General features: G+C 62.3%; 18 protein-coding genes. 10 read left to right on the top strand and 8 right to left on the bottom strand.

The genetic code is table 11. The features are described from left to right. Window positions 1-785 precede the first annotated feature (785 nt). Window positions 786-1,100, top strand: a complete 315-nt coding sequence (locus tag C8J42_RS18150; RefSeq protein ID WP_243644592.1) for a hypothetical protein — start codon at window positions 786-788, stop codon at window positions 1,098-1,100. Window positions 1,101-1,240: 140 nt separating this feature from the next. Next, complete coding sequence (locus C8J42_RS18145; RefSeq protein WP_243644591.1) at window positions 1,241-2,731, top strand: methyl-accepting chemotaxis protein; 1,491 nt, start codon at window positions 1,241-1,243, stop codon at window positions 2,729-2,731. Between the two features lie 288 nt (window positions 2,732-3,019). Here C8J42_RS18145 and C8J42_RS18140 read toward each other — a convergent pair whose 3' ends face one another. Then, complete coding sequence (locus C8J42_RS18140; RefSeq protein ID WP_133021231.1) at window positions 3,020-3,610, bottom strand: DUF4142 domain-containing protein; 591 nt, start codon at window positions 3,608-3,610, stop codon at window positions 3,020-3,022. A 153-nt stretch (window positions 3,611-3,763) separates the two neighbouring features. On the opposite strand from C8J42_RS18140, the gene C8J42_RS18135 reads away from it, so the two are divergent. Beyond that, on the top strand, window positions 3,764-4,174 hold the full coding sequence (locus tag C8J42_RS18135; RefSeq protein ID WP_133021230.1) for a DUF3597 domain-containing protein: 411 nt from the start codon (window positions 3,764-3,766) through the stop codon (window positions 4,172-4,174). A gap of 410 nt (window positions 4,175-4,584) precedes the next feature. Here C8J42_RS18135 and C8J42_RS18130 read toward each other — a convergent pair whose 3' ends face one another. After that, a complete protein-coding gene (locus tag C8J42_RS18130) occupies window positions 4,585-5,109 on the bottom strand; it encodes a DUF937 domain-containing protein (protein WP_133021229.1) in 525 nt (174 codons plus the stop codon). Between the two features lie 253 nt (window positions 5,110-5,362). On the opposite strand from C8J42_RS18130, the gene C8J42_RS18125 reads away from it, so the two are divergent. Further along, entirely contained in the window at window positions 5,363-5,728 is a 366-nt protein-coding gene (locus C8J42_RS18125; RefSeq protein WP_133021228.1) for a DUF4440 domain-containing protein, read from the top strand. A 99-nt stretch (window positions 5,729-5,827) separates the two neighbouring features. Here C8J42_RS18125 and C8J42_RS18120 read toward each other — a convergent pair whose 3' ends face one another. From C8J42_RS18120 to C8J42_RS18110, 3 genes are all read right to left on the bottom strand, one after another. Continuing rightward, window positions 5,828-6,454: a class I SAM-dependent methyltransferase gene (locus tag C8J42_RS18120; protein WP_133021227.1), complete on the bottom strand. Its 627-nt coding sequence runs from the start codon at window positions 6,452-6,454 to the stop codon at window positions 5,828-5,830. Between the two features lie 100 nt (window positions 6,455-6,554). After that, a complete protein-coding gene (locus C8J42_RS18115; RefSeq protein ID WP_133021226.1) occupies window positions 6,555-7,532 on the bottom strand; it encodes an SDR family oxidoreductase in 978 nt (325 codons plus the stop codon). A 160-nt stretch (window positions 7,533-7,692) separates the two neighbouring features. Next, complete coding sequence (locus C8J42_RS18110) at window positions 7,693-7,992, bottom strand: hypothetical protein (RefSeq protein WP_133021225.1); 300 nt, start codon at window positions 7,990-7,992, stop codon at window positions 7,693-7,695. Window positions 7,993-8,393: 401 nt separating this feature from the next. On the opposite strand from C8J42_RS18110, the gene C8J42_RS18105 reads away from it, so the two are divergent. Beyond that, complete coding sequence (locus tag C8J42_RS18105) at window positions 8,394-10,793, top strand: glucose/quinate/shikimate family membrane-bound PQQ-dependent dehydrogenase (protein ID WP_133021224.1); 2,400 nt, start codon at window positions 8,394-8,396, stop codon at window positions 10,791-10,793. 273 nt (window positions 10,794-11,066) lie between these two features. Here C8J42_RS18105 and C8J42_RS18100 read toward each other — a convergent pair whose 3' ends face one another. The 3 genes from C8J42_RS18100 to C8J42_RS18095 all read right to left on the bottom strand — a co-directional run bounded on the left by C8J42_RS18100 (window position 11,067) and on the right by C8J42_RS18095 (window position 12,667). After that, window positions 11,067-11,456, bottom strand: coding sequence for a GFA family protein (locus C8J42_RS18100; protein WP_279388767.1), 390 nt, complete (start codon window positions 11,454-11,456; stop codon window positions 11,067-11,069). A 195-nt stretch (window positions 11,457-11,651) separates the two neighbouring features. Next, on the bottom strand, window positions 11,652-11,942 hold the full coding sequence (locus C8J42_RS20375) for a hypothetical protein (RefSeq protein ID WP_207897170.1): 291 nt from the start codon (window positions 11,940-11,942) through the stop codon (window positions 11,652-11,654). 8 nt (window positions 11,943-11,950) lie between these two features. Further along, on the bottom strand, window positions 11,951-12,667 hold the full coding sequence (locus tag C8J42_RS18095) for a hypothetical protein (RefSeq protein WP_207897169.1): 717 nt from the start codon (window positions 12,665-12,667) through the stop codon (window positions 11,951-11,953). A 198-nt stretch (window positions 12,668-12,865) separates the two neighbouring features. Here C8J42_RS18095 and C8J42_RS18090 point away from each other — a divergent pair, with 198 nt between their 5' ends. The 5 genes from C8J42_RS18090 to C8J42_RS20235 all read left to right on the top strand — a co-directional run bounded on the left by C8J42_RS18090 (window position 12,866) and on the right by C8J42_RS20235 (window position 17,761). Continuing rightward, window positions 12,866-13,126, top strand: a complete 261-nt coding sequence (locus C8J42_RS18090; protein ID WP_133021222.1) for a DksA/TraR family C4-type zinc finger protein — start codon at window positions 12,866-12,868, stop codon at window positions 13,124-13,126. A gap of 215 nt (window positions 13,127-13,341) precedes the next feature. Next, a complete protein-coding gene (locus tag C8J42_RS18085; protein WP_207897168.1) occupies window positions 13,342-13,956 on the top strand; it encodes a (2Fe-2S)-binding protein in 615 nt (204 codons plus the stop codon). After that, a complete protein-coding gene (locus tag C8J42_RS18080) occupies window positions 13,956-14,975 on the top strand; it encodes a xanthine dehydrogenase family protein subunit M (protein ID WP_133021220.1) in 1,020 nt (339 codons plus the stop codon). The genes C8J42_RS18085 and C8J42_RS18080 overlap by 1 nt, the downstream gene beginning before the upstream one ends. Beyond that, window positions 14,972-17,125: a xanthine dehydrogenase family protein molybdopterin-binding subunit gene (locus C8J42_RS18075; protein WP_133021219.1), complete on the top strand. Its 2,154-nt coding sequence runs from the start codon at window positions 14,972-14,974 to the stop codon at window positions 17,123-17,125. Before C8J42_RS18080 ends, C8J42_RS18075 begins: the two co-directional genes overlap by 4 nt. Before the next feature lie 99 nt (window positions 17,126-17,224). After that, the gene (locus C8J42_RS20235) at window positions 17,225-17,761 is read left to right on the top strand and encodes a hypothetical protein (RefSeq protein ID WP_165895556.1); all 537 of its coding nucleotides are present in this window, start codon (window positions 17,225-17,227) and stop codon (window positions 17,759-17,761) included. The last annotated feature ends 73 nt before the right edge of the window (window positions 17,762-17,834 follow it).

Here is a 17,834-nt window from a genome sequence, read left to right as displayed (position 1 = left end):
ATCTCTTCCGGCTTGTGCTTTTTCGCAGGCATTCGTCGTCCCTTCCTTGATCCAGACTCTCATAGTCGATGGACCGCTCAGAAGGGGGCAGCTCACACCGAGGGCCAGAATGCCCCGAAACGGCAGTCAGCTCTCACTTAGGGGGTGAAAGACTTCTAGACACTTTGGATAGACGACCAGGTCCCGTGCCTTCACGTCCGGTCGGTCGTCGTGGGGATCAAAGTACGTAGTCCGGCGTCCACTGTTGCTTAGCTGATAACGCAGCGGCGCGCATGCAGAGAACCGCGCCGGTGAAGATCCGTCAAGCCTGGCCTATGTACTCTCAGCTGACGACCGTCGCTGATAGGGTTGTTTGATCCGGTTCTCGGCATTCGCCTGCGCCAGACGCTCAGTCATTTCACCCTGACTGGCCATCGCATCCCAAGCTTCTGCCGATCGCAAATGACGTTCTCGAACAAGGGGAAGTACGGACCGCTCCGCTTCCGAACGTTCGTGGGCTGCAGCGCTACGGTATGCCTCGGTCTGTGAAAGGTTCATACGAAACCCTTAACCGACACCGGGAAATCTAAAACCCCGCCAAGGCTCAAATCCACGCGGTATCATTGTTAGCTGAAACTGTCCGACGGCAAACCAACCCGTCCGCTGTTAGTCTCGGATCCAACAGGGCGATCCTCTGCGATACCCCCTGCTTGGGCCACCACTTTGGATCTTGTCGAAGCCAGATCGGGGGCGATCATGGGTGGCGAACTTACTTTGCATTAACCAGGCAGTGCGTAGGTAAGCGTATGAAATTCCTGCCAAGCTGGATGTTGATCCCTGCTCAGATCGCTGCTGCGACGTTTGGGCTCGCGGTGTTGACGATGTGGCCACCAGCATCGGGTTCGATGCTGGTGGTGCCACTCGGTCAAGATGGCGGAGCAGCAATGCAGGGTGCGCTGGCGGGCGGTGCGGCATTGCTTGGGACCGGGCCATTTCCGGGATCGCTGGTCGTCGTTGGCGATCGTGCCCGCATCGCCCCCCGGGTCGCGTGGAATGTCGTCATCATGGCCGCTCCGCCCGCGGGGTGCGGCGTTGATGGCGGTGCTGGAAAGCGAGCATGAACCGAACCATCTCGCTGCTGGAGCCAGCGTTTTCTCGGTTGGGTTTCGGAGTAAAGCTTGGAGCTACCGGAAAAATCGGGGATGATGCCGGACTCAACCCGCTTGACCGGCTGCGGCGTCGCGCTGTCCAAGCGTGGGCGTTGATCGGCTGGTCCTCGTTGGGGGGGCTGCTGATAGGTAACGCCGTACTGGATGCGGGCGCAGGCGTTCCGCTGCTGGTAATCGGCACCATCATCACGGCGGGACCGACCGTGATGGCGCTCCGCGGTCGCTACGATATAGAGGCTCGGACGCTGATGGGATCGCTTGCGGCGGTGATACCGGCGATGCTTGTCTTCCTGTTCAAGGGGCATCCGTGGCAGATGGATGCACACATGTACTTCTTCGTCGGGATGGCGGCGCTGGTAATGTTGGCGGATTGGCGGCCGATTGCGCTAGCGACGGTGCTGACCGCAATCCATCATCTTGCCCTCGAATGGTGGGCCCCGGAATTCGTCTTTACCGGCACGGGCAATCTCGGTCGGGTGATCTTTCATGTCGTGGCGGTCGGCTTGCAATTCGGCGCATTGACCGTGCTGACGATCCAGCTCGAGCGGCTGTTCCAGTCGCAGAGTGCAGCATTGCGGCGGTCTCGCGAGTTGACCGAGATGGCAGAGGACGGCCAGCGGCGAACCGAGGAGGCAATGCTTCAGGCGCGTGCAGCGGAGGCAGTGGCGGCGCGCGAACGCCAACAGCGCGAGGAGCAGGCGGCGCGGATCGCGAGCGAGCGGCGCGGCGAGCTGGTGGTCCTGGCGAACGAGTTCGATCATTCGGTGACGTCCGTGGTGAAAAGCATCGGCCAGGCGACCGAACGACTGGAGCATGCAGCAGTGCGGCTCGAAGATGTCACCGGTGGCGCGACCCAGGATGCGGTTGAGGCGGCATCGGGCGCAGGCCGAGCAGCACGCGACATAGCGCATGTCGCGTCGTCGATCCGCGACCTGTCCGAATCGATCCGGACGATCGCGATCGCGGCCGACCGGCAATCGGAGTTGACCGTGGTGGCAAGCCTGGAAGCGCAACGCAGCGTGCAGACGGTGGCGATGCTTGAGGATCATGCCGTCCAGATCGAAGTCTTTCTAGACGACATCCGTGACCTGGCGAACAAGACCAATCTGCTCGCCCTGAACGCTACAATCGAGGCAGCGCGGGCGGGCGATGCAGGGCGCGGGTTCGCAGTGGTCGCTGGCGAAGTGAAGGTCCTGTCTGGGGATACCAAGCGGGCGAGCGACCGGATCAGCACACTGCTTGCCGGCATCCGCGAGGGCGTCGCGGACACGGGCGAGAAACTGCGTAGCGTCAATACTGCGATCGGTCAGGTTTCGGTTGCGGCATCGGGGATCGCGACCGCAGTCGGCGAGCAGCGCTTCACGGCACAGGAGGTAGATGCGGGTGCAGCGCGCGCGGTCGGCGCGGCGGACGAGATCGGCACCCGGATTGACGGCGTGGCGGAAGCGGCGGGGTCTGCCGCGCTCTTGTCGGCGTCGGTACGGGGCAGCGCCAGCGATCTGGCAGCCAGCGCGCGGCATTTAAGATCGTCGACCGATCTGTTCGTCTCGTTCCTTCAATCGGACGATGCGGCAACCGCTTAGGAGCCAAGTCGGTCCTATCTCCTTGGGGGCCCGCATTGCAGCGACGATGATAGGAGGATGTAGACTAAGGACAAAATGAAGCGGGTCCTACTCGTGGTAATCACGCGGTTGAACGCCATGCCACGGTCGAGACGTCCATAGCGGGGCTTGCCGACAACGCTCGGCTCGATCTGGCCGATATCTTCAAACCGAGCCTCCCACGCCGATCTGCAATGTGATGTTCCTAGAAAGCCGAGAAGTACACTCGGTGCACCTCTCGACTCATACTTGATCGTTTGAGACCCGACCTCAGGACTTAAGCGCTTTTGCCATGTTGAGATGCGCCGCAACCGTCGGTGCCAATCCCGACGCGAACGTCTTCAACTGCGGCACGTCGCCGGTTGCGGCATATCCCTTGAGCGTATCGAGCGTCTGCTGATGCCCGGCGACCTGGGCAGCGGCGTACGCGGTGTCGAAATCAGCGCCCTGCTTGGTCTTCAGATCAGCAAGCTTCTGCTGCTGCTCAGCACTCAGCGCCGGGTTGGGCGTCAAAGCTGGCGACAGCGTTGCCGTCAGTGCTTTTAACTTCGCAGTCGAACCCTCATGGGCGGTGATCATCTGGCCAGCGAACTTTTTCACCGCCGCAGATGCGCCGTTGGTCACAGCAAGCTTCGAGGTCTCGATCTCGAACGCATCGCTTGCAGCCGCCATGTTGACGAAGGCCTGCCCACCTGAGGCGGGTGCTGCCATCGCATCATTGGAACCGGCTGCATTCACGTCCGTGGCGGTCGTGTTGGCGTAGGTGCTGTTATCGACGGCGGTCGTATCGTCGGCCTTTTTGCCGCATGCGGCTAATGACAGGGCCGCTACTGACACCAATGCTAGGGTCTTGAAGTTCATCATACTCTCCATCTGCTCGCATACTACTGCTGCCTGCTCAACGCGTGCCTCCTGAGGACCGTTCCGCACGAGCAACGAACCCCGGACCGATCCTGAAGCGAGTTCGTTCTAGCCGTCTGCCGGCACAGCTGCCGGCCTTATCGGGACACGGCTATGAGCATCTTCAGCACGATCATGAACAAGGTTTTTCACCACAAAGCCGCACCAGCCGCTGCACCGGCTCAAGCTCCAGCCGCGGCGCCGCAGGCTGCACCGCAAGCCGCGCCGACCGTTACCGCTCAGCCCTCCCCCGCAGCGCCGCAGCAGTCCGTCGACGTCGGTGCGGTCCTCAGCGAGATGGCATCGATGAAAGATGGCGGGGGCAACTACCAGAGCTCGATCGTCGATCTTCTGAAGCTGTTGGACTTGGACTCCAGCCTGACAGCTCGCAAGGAACTTGCTGCCGAGCTGAATGTCCATGCTGCAGCCGACGGCTCGGCCGAGCAGAACATCGCCCTTCACAAGGCTGTGATGCAGAAGCTTGCCGATAACGGCGGTATCGTTCCAGACAGCCTGCGCAACTAAACCAGCCGATCCGGATGGGACCGCACCCTACGCGGTCCCATCCGGCCTCAGGCCGCCAGCGAAACTGTCGTCATGACTATCGAGCAGGGGTAGCGTTCGGAGGCGTCGCAGCTACGGTGCCCTGCGCAGCCTGAGCTGGCAGCGTCTGACTACCGCGCGGCGGTCCATTCGGCTCTTTCTGAAAGCCACGCGCGGCGAGCCAGCAGATCGTCACGACGAGTGCTACGATCATCACGAAGATGACAATTGCCACTGGACCGGCTCGCTTGTTTCCCCGTCTCCGCATCTCATGTGCTCCCCAGTCATGCCGTCGATGGTATCGCCGTGCCGTAGCCACGTGGCGACGAGGTGTTCGTGGACCTCAAGTCCACCGGTTTGATCGAACACGACGGTTTTATGTCCGGACGGCTCTATTGCCGCTCACCAAAGACCGAACCAAGAATGCCCCCCAGTCCGCCGCCAAGACCGCCCCCGGGCGCAGCGCCTGCGACTCCAGCGCCACCCAGGCTGCCGAGTACAGATCCAAGGATCCCGCCAAGGCCACCTTGCTGCCCGCCCGAGCGCCCGGTCAGATGGCCGGCCACCAGCATGACCAGGATCGGCAGCATCTGCTTCAGAAGCTCGGGCGTCAGGCCGCTGCTTTGCGCCGCGTTGTCGGCGACCTCCCGACTGCCATCCTTCGACCCGAAGATACCGCCGAGGATCTGATTACCGCGATCGATCTGCGTCGGCTCGTTGCCTAACACGTTCGAAGCAAGGTCTGGGCCGCCGAGGGTGTTTACATGGGCGTCTAACTGCGTCGTGTTATTCCCCATGCCGCCCAGAACCGACGGCAGCAGCGCCTCTGCGCCGCGTTGAGCTTGCTCACGCGGTATGCCTAGTTGGGCGGCGAGTGCATCGATGCCACCATCTGGGAGGAGGTCATTGAGATTCATGGCAGCTTCCTTGTTGTGACGGGTACCAACAGATGCTGCGACCTATAGGTCCGGTCCCCTTCGATCGCGCTTGGACCATGGATGGGTAGGCATCCGCTGTTTGCGCAATGTTAGTCGGGAAGTTCGGGCGTACGGGCGTACGGGCGTACGGGCGCCAAAACGTCTTATCCGTCGGTAGATATTGACGCGATGGTGCCGAGACACCGGAACCCTCCCCCATCCTCTCGCGCTTGAGCCATGAAGGAGAGACGGCATGGACGACCAGCGCGTGTGGGAATTCGAAGGGAGCCTATGGGATGCCAGCGACGAGCATTACCAGGACCGGATCGACGAGGAGATCGTCATGGTCTTGCCCCGTCCGCCTTATGTCTTCCAGGGGCAGGAAGCGAAGGATGCGGTCAAGGCTACGCCCGATTGGGATACGGTCGAGCTATCGGATCGACGAGTGTCACGCCCTCAAGAGGGCCTCATCGTCGTTGCGTACACCGCGCGATGTGCGAGCGGCGACGAGAAGTACGAGGCGCATTGCACCTCGACCTTGCGGATGCGGGGACACGACGATTGGCTGGTCGTCCAACATCAGCAGACACCACCCTTGACCGCCAGCGTCGAAGCCTGACCGCGGGCTTGCCGTTGCGCCTGATACATACCTGTAACAGGCGCAACGGTACTAAACCGGGAAGTCAGCGCCCCCATTGCTGGTGTGATCCCTACAGCCTCAACTGCGACCGGTTATCGCGACCAATGGATCGCCCAGGCGACCGTCTGCTAGTAGGGAAGCCGTGGCATCGCGGAACCCTGCCGTCTCCAAATAGAGGCGGACAAGCGAGGCGTGGCCCTGCGTATCGAGAGCGCGCCAGACCGCCACGGCCTTGGTCGGAAAGCACCGGTTCGAGAAGCTTATGATGACGCGGCCTCCCGGCTTCAGCACACGACGAACCTCGCGCAGTACCGCCAGGGGGTTTTGCAGATATTGAACCCCGACACAGATCAGTACGGCATCGTAGCGCGCGTCCTCTTCGGACAGGTCAGGCACATCGTTCAGGTTCTGGACGAACCAGCGATCGAGGCGCGGGTTGGCCGCGAGTTCCTCTGCGTTCATGCCGTGGCCGACGACCTCGGCATAGGTGACGTCGTCCGGCAGGTGGCTGACCCAGCTCGACATGAGGTCGAGCACCCGCCCGCCAGCGGGGATCGCATCGCGGTACAGGCTGGTCAGTGCGCAGACAGCTGCCTCGTCGATGTGCGTGACTAAACGCGGGGGTGCGTAGAAGCCAAGGTCGTCGCCATCATCCTGACGGTCGAAGGCCCGCGCCGGCAGTCCCAATTCGATCGCTTCGGTCATGCGATAAGCCCCTCCGATGCCAAGCCGCCAGTATCCGCGACCACAGCGTCCGTTGGGAACCGTATCCAGGGGCGCACCGCGAGATAGCGATTGTCCTCGATCACCGGCGACGGCCGAGCCAGACACCGGCCCCCGCAAGGCCAAGAACCGCCATACCGCCAGCCGCGGCTGCCAGCTTGCGCCCCCGGTGTGGATCGCGCCGGCCACCATCCGGACCGGCGGAGACGCCAGGTTCGAACAACACCCCATCGCTGTCGTCGCCGTTGGGCGCGCGGGCCGACCAGGTGTCGAGGAAGCCACTCATGATCGCCGCCAGCAGGTTCGGCGCCGCGAACTCGCTGAGTTTGAATGCGATTGCCGGCGCGCCTACCGCAGTGAGGTTACGGGGGTGCGTGGCTAGCCGCACGACAGCCTTAGCAACCGTCTCCGGTGCGAGCGAACCCGGGGGTAACGAAAGCCGTGCGCCAGTATAGTTGCCGGCATGGTCCACGCCGGGCGTATCGACGAAGGTCGGGCAGACGTCGCATATGTGAATATGCGGGCGCTTCGATACCTCACCGCGCAACGCCGAACTGAACCCGCGCAACCCGAACTTACTCGCCGAATAGGCCGCAGCATAAGGCGTGGCGACAAAACCTCCCGCCGAAATCATGTTTACCCAAGTGCCGTGATCCTGCGCTAGGAAGATCGGCAGTACTGCATGGACGTCGTTCATGTGGGCGACGAGGTTCACATCGACGACGCGGGCATGATCCGCAATCGGGACGTCTTCGTACCGGCCAAGCACACCAACGCCTTCGCAGCTGAACCACAGATCAATGCCACCGAGCAGATCGCGCGCCTCGGCAGCGAACACGGCCACTGCGCCTGCATCGGTGCAGTCGACTGGACGGACGATCGCGCTGCCGCCAGCTTCGACGCAGCGCTGCGCGACGTCGTCCAGCCCGTCCTTGCCACGAGACCCCAGGACAAGCCGCGCTCCCGCTTTGGCGAAAGCCACCGCCGTTGCCGCGCCGATACCGCTTGATGCACCGGTTATCACGACACGCCGCCCGGCCAGGTTACGATCAGCTCTCATCGGATGATCCTCAAGGCGGCTGCGTTTACACCTACGGGAAGACAACGCAGGCGCGTTAGACGAACTGTCCTATCATCATGCACAGACATTCAACGTCCCGGAGGCGCCGAGGTGTCCACCCGAGACAGCACGATGTTCCTCGAGATCGCTGCAGCTATGATCAGTTCGGATTGGTATGCGGTTCCTTGGGGCCATCGTTCAACGATCTCACCTGCGCCTCGCGGGTTGGGTTTCCACTACCGCCGTGCGGAACCGGGACGTCGATAGGGCTGTTCGGCGTTGCACCACCGCTAAGCTTTCCCGATCCGCTCAAGCCATCCGCGGCATCGGCACCGCCTAGCCCCCCGCCGCCCGGCGTTTTGGTCATGTGCGCATCGTCTAAAACGGTCGCAGCGCTATCCGCGTCGTGCGGCTCAGGCTTCACGTCGTTAGGTGCAACGCTCGGCTGTTCGGTCGCCATGTCGATCTCCTATGCTCGCTCTAAAACCTTTCAAGCGGGGCTAGTTTCCCATTATCTCAACGATCTGAGTGCTTTTCGAGGAAAGATAGCCAGCGCCGAGAATACGGTCTCGTCTCGCCCCACCCAATGCCTAGCGTCCGCAACACATCAGAAGCGACTGCGAAACTATTCAACTTTCCGGTTGTATATGATGAGCCGGGACAACCCCCAAATGTGTTTCGGTCGGCTCGCTCGGGGATTTCGCCAAGGGCGGGCCGTAATCCCTACGGGTATCACAGCCAATGTGACAAAAGTTTCATCCGGACGTCTCGATTTGTCTGGCGCGACCGGTTTACGGTGCCTTTTGCACCTCCTCCCTAAATACCGTTGTCATGGGGCAGGCATGATGCGCGGAGCCGCTAATGACCCACGTTCGCCACCCTGCCCGATGGCCCCATATACTGGCCGTCATCATTGGCGTCGTGGGGCTTCTCAACCTTGTTGGCGGTGGGTGGCTCGCAACGTTGGGGGGCAGCCTGTTCTACGTCTTCGCTGGGCTTGCCATGCTGGCGACGGCGGTGTTGCTCTGGCGCAGACGTGTACTCGCTTTGCACGTGTTTGCCGCGCTGGTGCTCGGCACGGTGATCTGGGCATGGGCGGAGATCGGCGCCGATTGGTGGCCGCTTGTGCCACGCGGCGACCTGATCTTCATCTTCGGTGCGTTGCTGGCCCTGCCTTGGACGGTTAAGCGCCTGACACCAGGCGTATCATGGACGCGCGGTGCCGGTCCGCTGACCCTCGCACTGGGCATAGCCATAGTGTTCGGCGCTGTCTCACTGACGCGCGATGTGCACAATCTCGACGGCAGCCTGCCGGGGCCACGCCACGCGCTTGCCGCGAACCTGCACGGTGTGCCCGATGACGATTGGCAGGCCTATGCGCGCAGCTGGTACGGCGATAAGTTCTCGCCGCTTACGCAGATCACGCCAGCCAATGTCAGCAATTTGAAAGTCGCTTGGCAACTGCGCACCGGTGACATGAAACGCGACACCGATCCCGGTGAGACGACGTACGAGATGACGCCGATCAAGGTTGGGGATACGGTGTATCTGTGTACCCCGCACAACTGGGTCATCGCGGTCGATGCCGAGACCGGCAAGGAACGCTGGCGCTTCGATCCGAAGATCGCGACATCGCAGAAGAACATGCAGCACCTAACCTGCCGCGGTGTCTCCTACTGGGATAGTGCGAAGGCGAGCGTACCTAGCGCTAAAAGCGTCGGCGACTGCCCACAGCGCATCATCCTAGCCACGAATGACAGCCGGCTCATCGCGCTCGATCCGCGAACGGGTGCATTGTGTCGCAGCTTTGGTCAGAACGGTACCGTCAGCCTGCTGCCAGGTCAGCCGCACTACAATCAGGGCTGGTATCAGGTCACGTCAGCGCCACTGGTTGCAAAGGGGCTCATCATCACTGGCGGCGCAGTGTTCGACAATATCGCCACCAAGGTACCGTCCGGCGTCATCCGAGGCTACGATGCGGCAACCGGCCGGCTCGTCTGGAACTTCGATCCGGGCAACCCCAACGACACCGCACCATTGGGTACCGGCAAACAGTACACGCCATCGTCACCCAACAGCTGGAGCACGCCGGCAGCCGATGAAGCGCTCGGGCTTGTCTATCTGCCGATGGGCATGGGGGCGGTCGATCAGTGGGGCGGCAACCGTCCTGCTACCACCGAGCGATTTGCAACCTCGGTCCTCGCGCTCGACATCGCGACTGGCCGACCGCGCTGGATCTATCAGACCGTCCATCACGATCTGTGGGACATGGACGTGCCAGCGCAGCCAGCGCTGGTTGACCTGACACTGCCTGGACGCGGCAGAGTGCCGGCGCTGGTCCAGTCGACCAAGACCGGCAATCTGTTCGTGCTTGATCGCCGCACTGGTAAGCCGATCTTTCCAGCGCCCGAACGCGCAGTGCCAGCCGGTGCCGCACCCGGCGACCACACGTCGCCGACCCAACCCTTCTCTTCGGTGTCGCTGATGCCAGCGCCGGCGCGTGAGACGGACATGTGGGGCACGACGATGCTGGACCAGCTCTGGTGTCGGATCCGTTTCAAGTCGCTCGATTATCGCGGGCCGTTCACGCCACCTTCGCTGAAAGGTTCTTTGGTCTTCCCAGGAAACTTCGGTGTCATGGACTGGGGCGGCATCTCGATCGACCCGGTGCGGCAAGTTATCTTCGCGCATCCCAACTACGTGGCGTTCGTCGACCGACTGGTGCCACGTCGCGACGATAGTGGTGGCCCCAACGAACGCGGGCCGTCCGGCGGATCGGATCGGCGCGGATCGCAAGAGCAGGGCTACAATCCCAACACAGGCGCACCGTTCGCGGTCGACATGAACCCGTTCCTGTCCTTTGCCGGTCTGCCCTGTCAGGCGCCGCCCTGGGGCTATGTCGCCGGCATCGATCTGACCACCGGCAAGAAGGTCTGGGAGCATAAGAACGGTACGATCCGCGACGAGACGATCCTGCCGCTGCCGTTCAAGATGGGCGTGCCATCGCTCGGCGGGCCAATCACGACTGCAAGTGGTGTCGCGTTCATGGCTGCGGCAATCGACAACTATGTCCGAGCTTACGACACCCGGACGGGTAAGGTCTTGTGGCGCGCTCGTTTACCAGCAGGCGGACAGGCAACGCCGATGTCGTATCGCTCTACCGCGAGCGGTCGACAGTTTGTTGTCGTTGTGGCCGGCGGCCATGGTTCGCTTGGCACGAAGCTCGGCGATCACGTCATCGCGTATGCATTGCCAAAGTAGAAAGTTCGAGAGCACGCTGACATTGGTGGCAGTTCGAAGCCACCAATGACCTGCTCGTCGACTTCTAACGACTACCCCCTGCACGACGAAAGGGCCGGTCCTTGACTGGAGCACGTTGACGCCGCGTGCTCCGAACAAAGCGATCGCAGGACGACCGACTAAGCGCTTCAGCTACGCTCGCAGCGCCAATGCTCACTTCGGCGGGGACGTGATGGTCCTGTGTCGCGATGAGTTTAGCCTTTGGCGGTACGGAAGTTTATCTCGTGCGGCAGATCATGCCACCTTGTCGAGTATGCCCGACGAACGGAAAGTCTCTACGATCTCAGTCGGATCATCGAATTCCTTCTCGTAGCTGTGCGGTACGTTGAGCTTAGCCCAAGGCATCGCACTTCGGACGAAGATCTGAGCGACGGGTTTGACCCACTCTGCGTCGTCAAGGGTTGAGGGACGCACTACGACTGTGTCCGGAGTTCCGTCCGTCGTGGTGTGCGTCCAAACCGCGCACGTAGGACACCGATATGCGCGGCTCTCATTTCCGCTTTCGGCCGTCTTGGTGATGACGACTGGTTCACCCGTGTGGGAAAAGCCGGCCTTGTCTACAGGCATGCCCAGCGAGAAGGCACCCGACGTCTGCTCCTGGCAGTCCGTGCAGTGGCAAGCCATCACGAATAGCGGCGCCTTCGTGATGCGGTATCGGATGCCCCCGCAGCGGCAACCGCCCGTGATTGCGTAAGTCCCGTCAGCGTCGCGCATTGATAAATCTCCTTGACCTTCCAACCGCTTGAGAAGCCAAATCGTTCACCGAAGCATGACCAGAGTGACCATCACTCCAGCCTGCCAGCTAGCTGGGCAAAACACCTATAAAATAGAAGGTTCTTCGATCTTGATGCCATTCGTTTGCCCACGATATTCTCGCGCTGCAGCGTAGGCTGGTCTCCGAGCACGCATGATCGATCCCAGCGGCCGATGCGCGGCCAAACCGATCCAGGGGCTGAACGCTAACCCGCTTTCGACCTCGGCCCACAGCTCTTCTGACCATGACTGCTGCGGGTTGGCATTAACGCGGGCTACCGCGACGTAAGGACTTTCGTCCTCGGGCCACTCGGTAGCGGAGTCTTCGACAGGCATTGCCTCGATGTCCGTCGCCAACTGAACCCTTAACTCCCATACTGCTGGAAGCGCGGCAAAGTAACGCTGGACTGACTCGCGGATCGCGTCGGGATGGCCGGACACATCTTGCCAGATAACGCGACCAGCTCGGTCGCTACGGGTGCCAGAACCACCTTGGCAAAATAGTCACCGTGGAGGATCGCTGCCTGCGAATAGAAGCTGTCGCCGAGTAATTCGGTGATTGCTTGGCCGGCAAGCGTGGTCAATGTTGCCGACTTCAGCCCAACCTTCTCCAGGCCAGCATTTGTCGTACGAGAGAGAACAGAGAGCGCTTCTTTGACTGGCTCGGCATGCCCCGTCGTGGCGGCCAATATCTTCAATTGCTTTAGAAAGCCGGCAGCAGTTGCCACTTGAAACGATGGCGAATTACCAAGAACGTAGTTCTGCGTCGTATCGCTTTCGCTTCCGGGCAAACGTGCTCCGCTTACCCCTAACACCTTCAGCGCCACCCCGCGCGGGGTCGAAACATTGTCGTCGAGCACGTCGCCTGGTGTCGTGCTGAAACGCAGAATGGTATCGTATGTAGCGGGGCTCTCGAACAGTCCCTGCGCAAGAGATGTCGGAAGATCGGGGAGCACCTCGAACTTGGCTTTAAGATAGCCGTGAGCTTTGGCGTGTACGGCCCGGTGAGCATAACCTGTATCTGCCTGCGTCTTGCGCTGGATCGCCAGCATCGCCTCGGTAAGGCCGCGCTGCGTCTCCACCTCGTCATCCGGCACGTTTTCGAAACTCGGGTCGAAGCGGAGGTTGGGTTTTGCTCATTCACTTGAAACGTTCTGGGATCGTCGCTGGACGCATAACTTCCTAATCCGAGGGCAGTTTGTGCCTCGGCTGGCATGCGAATTCATGGCGTGGGTACGAACCGTTCCTACATGGTGAGGGACAACAGCAGGAGAAGATAAGTGGCCGGTGGATGGAGCCGCGACGGCGCGGTGCAGGACCAGATTGATGATACCATTACCGATGCCGTTCTGACGGCCCGCGCCCAGATGCCGGTGGGTGAAAGCCGACTTACCTGCACCTTGTGCGGGGACGACATTCCCGAAGGGCGCCGACGCGCGCTACCGGGCGTACACACCTGCGTAGCCTGTCAGAGCGGCCGGGACCGCCCCGTGGCGACCGGCATGAACCGACGTGGGAGCAAGGACAGCCAACTGAAATAGTTTAGGCACCCCGCAGGGTTGTACCCTTCTCACAACTGCGTCGCCTATCGACGAGGTCAGACTCCTCCGAGAATGTAAGCGAAGCTTCCGGAGCTGGCCCCTTTAGCTGCCGCAAGCGTCGATGGCAGCAACGACTGCCTGACCCATCTGAACGCTTTAGCTAAGCATCTGTTTCGGCTACGAATGCCTGGCGAGGCAGGCGCCCGTCCGGAGAGATGTTGATGGCTGATATGGATCACTTCCTGGGCGTGCCGCTGACGCGGCGCACCGCACTGGGTGGTACCGCCGCGCTTACAGCGTCTAGCCTTATTGCTGAGAGCGATCCGGCGGTCGCAGCACAGCTCGCCAAGCCTGTGGGCGTCCGATTGGCGATCCGGACGACGGTCAACGGCAAGGCGGTACCGGTAGAGATCGATGTGCGGACATCGCTGCTCGATCTCCTGCGTGAGCAACTGCATCTGACTGGCGCCAAGAAGGGCTGCGACCATGGCCAGTGCGGCGCATGTACCGTTCACGTCGACGGTCGGCGCGTAGCATCCTGCCTCACGCTAGCAGCCAAGGTCGACGGACGTGCCGTGACAACGATCGAAGGGCTTGCCGATGGCGAGACGCTGCACCCGATGCAGCAGGCCTTCATCGACCACGACGCGCTGCAATGCGGCTATTGCACACCGGGACAGATCATGGCGGCAGTGGCGTGCGTGCGCGAAGGCAACGCCACGTCAAAGGACCGCATTCGCGAATATATGAGCGGCAACATCTGCCGCTGCGGCGCCTATGTCGGCATCGTCGCGGCGATCGAGCAGGTTGCGGGAAGGGAGAAAGCCTGATGCGCCCCTTCACCTATGCACGACCCGAAAGCGCCGTAGCGGCAGTCCAGGCCTTCACAGCCGCGGGAGCCGGTGCCCACTACATCGCAGGCGGCACCTCGCTCTATGACCTGATGAAGCTCGACATCGAGAAGCCTCAGCACCTGATTGACGTCACCACGATCCGAGGGCTCGATGGAATCGAAACGGACGGTGAGCGGCTACGCTTCGAGGCGCTCGCACCGATGAGCACGGTCGCGACCGACAAGGTCGTGCTGCGCGACTATCCCGTCCTTGCCGAGGCGTTGTGGAAGGCTGCCTCGCAGCAGTTGCGCAACATGGCGACGGTCGGCGGTAACCTGCTCCAGCGGACCCGCTGTCTCTATTTCCGAAACGGTGCGGGCGGAACGTCGGTCGGCAACACCTACCCCTGCAACAAGCGGGAGCCGGGCTCGGGTTGCGCGGCAATCGGTGGACTCGACCGCGGCCAGGCCGTGCTGGGCCAGAGTCCGTCGTGCACCGCCGTCTCCCCTGGCGACTGGCCCGTCGCGCTCGTCGCGCTCGACGCCTATGTCGAAGTGCTGGGCGCCAGCGGTAGCCGCGCGATCCCGATTGCCGAACTCTATCGTCTACCGGGCAGCACGCCGAACCTGGAGTTCACGCTGCAGCCAGGCGAGATGATCACGGCGATCGTCGTGCCAAAGACGAAGGCAGGCCGGCATTCGACGTATCACAAGATCCGTGACCGGGAGAGCTACGCCTTCGCGCTCGCCTCGGCAGCGGTCGCGTTGGACATGGATGGTGACACCGTGACGCGCGCCCGGATCGCACTTGGCGGCGTGGCGACCAAACCATGGCGGGCGACCGCGGCAGAGGCGCTGCTGGCTGGCAAGCCCCTGACCCCGGCGACTGCACTGGCTGCAGGCCACGCCGCGTTTGCCGATGCCAAAGCTGGCAAGCAGAACGGCTTCAAGATCGAACTCGGCGCGCGGACCGTTGCCGATGCCCTGACTATCGCCGCAGCGAGGAACCGGTCATGACCGCCCCCTTCCCCAACCGTCCCCGTGCCGATGCCCGTGAGAAGGTGATGGGCGCTGCGCGCTATGGAGCCGACCATCAGGTCGCTGGGCTGCTGTACGCCATGCAGGTCCCGGCAACCATTGCGAAGGGGCGGATTGCATCGCTGTCGGTCGATGCAGCGATGCAGGTGCCGGGCGTTGTTCGCGTGCTGACCGCGACCGACTTTCTGCCGCCCCCTCCTGCGACCCCTGGCGCACCGCCCCCGCCTGCGACGCTCACGGCCGACATTGCCTATCGTGGCCAGCCGGTCGCACTTGTCGTTGCCGAGACGCTCGAGGCCGCGATCGAGGGCGCCGAGGCCATTCGTCCGACCTACACAACAGCGCCCGCGTTCACCTCGCTCATCGAGCAGCCGGGGATGGTGCGCGAAGCCGTCAAACCGGTGACAGCGGGCGATGCGACGCAGGCGATGGCGCGCGCGGTAACCCGGCACAAGGCGGACTATGTCTCACCGCCACAGCACCATAACCCGATCGAGATGCTGTCGACGACCGCCGTATGGGAGAATGGGCAACTCACCATCTACGAAAGCACACAGAGCAGCAGCAACACTAAGGGTGCCGTAATGCGCAACATGCGCCTTACGCCCGAGCAGGTGACGGTAAAGAGCCCACAAATCGGCGGGGGCTTCGGCCAGCGTGGCGGGGCACAGCGCCAGACCGCCCTTGTCGCCCGCGCCGCGATGCTGCTCGGCCGACCGGTCAAACTTGTCCTGCCGCGCGGGCAGATTTTCCATAACGCGACCTTCCGGCCAAAGAACCGTCACCGGATCGAGATCGGTGCGGATGCCAGCGGCAAGATGATCGCGGTGCGCTACGATGCCGACCAGCAGCAATCGCGCGAAGGCCAGTTCCCGCCCGACTACCACGAGTCCGTCCCCATGCTGTACGGCATCGAGAATTACCACGGGACTGCCGCCAATCTGCGGATCGATACGCAGGCGCCAGGCTACATGCGATCGCCGACGCCGCACCCGTCGTGCTTTGCCTTCGAAAGCGCGGTGGACGAACTTGCCCTCAAGCTCGGAATCGATCCGGTCGCCTTCCGACTGCGCCACCGCGCCACGACCGATCCGATCCACGGCCAGAAACTCTCGTCCTGCTATCTGTCGGAATGCCTGACGGAGGGCGCTCGTCGTTTTGGGTGGGAACGGCGTAGTCTCCAGCCGGGATCGATGACGCTGCCCGACGGCACGCAGGTCGGCTGGGGCGTGGCATCGGGCGCCTATCCGGGCTCCGCCCATCCCAACATCGTGACGCTACGCGTGAACGCAGACGGCACGACCCGGTTTGCGGCTGCGGGGCATGAGATGGGCCAGGGCATCCGCTCGACCATCGAACAGGTTCTCGTACGCGAACTGGCGATCGATCCTTTGAAACTGGAGATCGCGATCGGCGACACCAGCGTAGCGCCACAGCATACGACGGCGGGATCCTGGGGTACCGCGAGTGTCGTGCCGGCAGCGGCAGAGACGGCTGCCAAGTTGAACGCTGCCATGGCGGAGCTGTTAGCCGGGCGTCAGGTGGCGGGCAATCTTCACCGACAGCTTGCGACCGTGCGGCGTCCCTCGCTTCAGGTTGAGGTCGAGCATGTTGCGGTCGACCAGGGTCCGAAGGATCTGGCGACACTGCGCAAGGGCGGCATGGCGTTGGTTGGGCCGGACTACTCGACCTTCACGACCTACAGCTACATTGCCCACTTCGTTGAAGTTCATGTCGAACCGGGTACGCGCCGCGTCCGCGTGCCACGCGTCGTCAGCATTGCCGATTGCGGGCGGGTGATCTCGCCGCGAACGGCCGAGAGTCAGGTTCGGGGCGGCGTGATCTGGGGCATTGGCGCGGCGCTCCGCGAAGCGACCGAAGTCGATCCGCGCTATGGCGGGTGGCTGAACAACGATCTTGCCGACTATGTCGTGCCTGTGAATGCCGACATTGGGTCGATAGACGTCGGCTTTATCGATCGACCAGATCCTCTGATCAATGCCCTTGGCGCAAAGGGGCTTGGCGAAGTTGCCATGACGGGCTGTGCCGGCGCCATTGCCAATGCCATTCATCATGCGACGGGCAAGCGGCTTCGCGAGATGCCGTTTAGGATCGAAGATCTTCTGTAATCGAACCGAGGCGAAAGACCGCGACTGGGACGGGAAATCACATGCCTCCGACGTGCCGAGCTATATCAAAAGGCCTCTTAAAGCATCGGACCTTGTTGGATGTACGTACTTCCTCTCGCTGCGGCAGCAGCCATGATGCAATCGCCGGTTGCCACCACCGCGGTGAGGCCCGGCACGATAGCGATCGTGGCTGCTGATAGTTCGACTACGTCTTCCGCTATCACGAGAACGTTCACGGACGCCGTTCAGCGAACCCTTCTTCGAACACCATTCCTGCCCCTGCCCGACCCGAACCACAGCCTTTACATTGCCAAGGTTGAGGTATCGCAGACACAGCGCGGCGTCGTCAGGTCCGGCAACGATCGATCAGACCGGCCGGGCATGGCAGCGGGCCTTGGAGGCCTGTCGCTGACTTTGCCGTCGGGGAAGGATCAATTGCGCGGGCTGATCGTAACCCGTCTCAAGGTGACGGTATCGCTGCGCCGCGACAATCACGTCGTATGGACGGGGCAGGCGACCACGGTGCGCGCTAGCGGCACACGAACTGGCGATCCCTCAGTTGTCGCTACAGCGCTGTCGGACGCCCTCCTGACGTGGTTCCCTCGGCAGTTACCGGGACCGCTGTCTGTTCCGTAAGGCCTGATAAACGCGGTGATCATCCGCCGACGATCCGCGGCAACACGCCGCTGCGGCAATTCATCGATCCGAC

The organism is Sphingomonas sp. PP-CE-1A-559 (assembly GCF_004340965.1).
Taxonomy (GTDB): Bacteria; Pseudomonadota; Alphaproteobacteria; order Sphingomonadales; family Sphingomonadaceae; genus Sphingomonas.
Note: the sequence above shows the minus strand (reverse complement) of the source record. Positions and strands in the feature narration are given on the sequence as shown.

Excerpts from the sequence above, each read along its gene's own strand:
- C8J42_RS18150 (WP_243644592.1), top strand. The coding sequence starts at position 786 with ATGAAATTCCTGCCAAGCTGGATGTTGATCCCTGCTCAGATCGCTGCT.
- C8J42_RS18140 (WP_133021231.1), bottom strand. The coding sequence starts at position 3,610 with ATGAACTTCAAGACCCTAGCATTGGTGTCAGTAGCGGCCCTGTCATTA.
- C8J42_RS18135 (WP_133021230.1), top strand. The coding sequence starts at position 3,764 with ATGAGCATCTTCAGCACGATCATGAACAAGGTTTTTCACCACAAAGCC.
- C8J42_RS18130 (WP_133021229.1), bottom strand. The coding sequence starts at position 5,109 with ATGAATCTCAATGACCTCCTCCCAGATGGTGGCATCGATGCACTCGCC.
- C8J42_RS18125 (WP_133021228.1), top strand. The coding sequence starts at position 5,363 with ATGGACGACCAGCGCGTGTGGGAATTCGAAGGGAGCCTATGGGATGCC.
- C8J42_RS18120 (WP_133021227.1), bottom strand. The coding sequence starts at position 6,454 with ATGACCGAAGCGATCGAATTGGGACTGCCGGCGCGGGCCTTCGACCGT.
- C8J42_RS18115 (WP_133021226.1), bottom strand. The coding sequence starts at position 7,532 with ATGAGAGCTGATCGTAACCTGGCCGGGCGGCGTGTCGTGATAACCGGT.
- C8J42_RS18110 (WP_133021225.1), bottom strand. The coding sequence starts at position 7,992 with ATGGCGACCGAACAGCCGAGCGTTGCACCTAACGACGTGAAGCCTGAG.
- C8J42_RS18105 (WP_133021224.1), top strand. The coding sequence starts at position 8,394 with ATGACCCACGTTCGCCACCCTGCCCGATGGCCCCATATACTGGCCGTC.
- C8J42_RS18100 (WP_279388767.1), bottom strand. The coding sequence starts at position 11,456 with ATGGCTTGCCACTGCACGGACTGCCAGGAGCAGACGTCGGGTGCCTTC.
- C8J42_RS18085 (WP_207897168.1), top strand. The coding sequence starts at position 13,342 with ATGTTGATGGCTGATATGGATCACTTCCTGGGCGTGCCGCTGACGCGG.
- C8J42_RS18080 (WP_133021220.1), top strand. The coding sequence starts at position 13,956 with ATGCGCCCCTTCACCTATGCACGACCCGAAAGCGCCGTAGCGGCAGTC.
- C8J42_RS18075 (WP_133021219.1), top strand. The coding sequence starts at position 14,972 with ATGACCGCCCCCTTCCCCAACCGTCCCCGTGCCGATGCCCGTGAGAAG.
- C8J42_RS20235 (WP_165895556.1), top strand. The coding sequence starts at position 17,225 with ATGTACGTACTTCCTCTCGCTGCGGCAGCAGCCATGATGCAATCGCCG.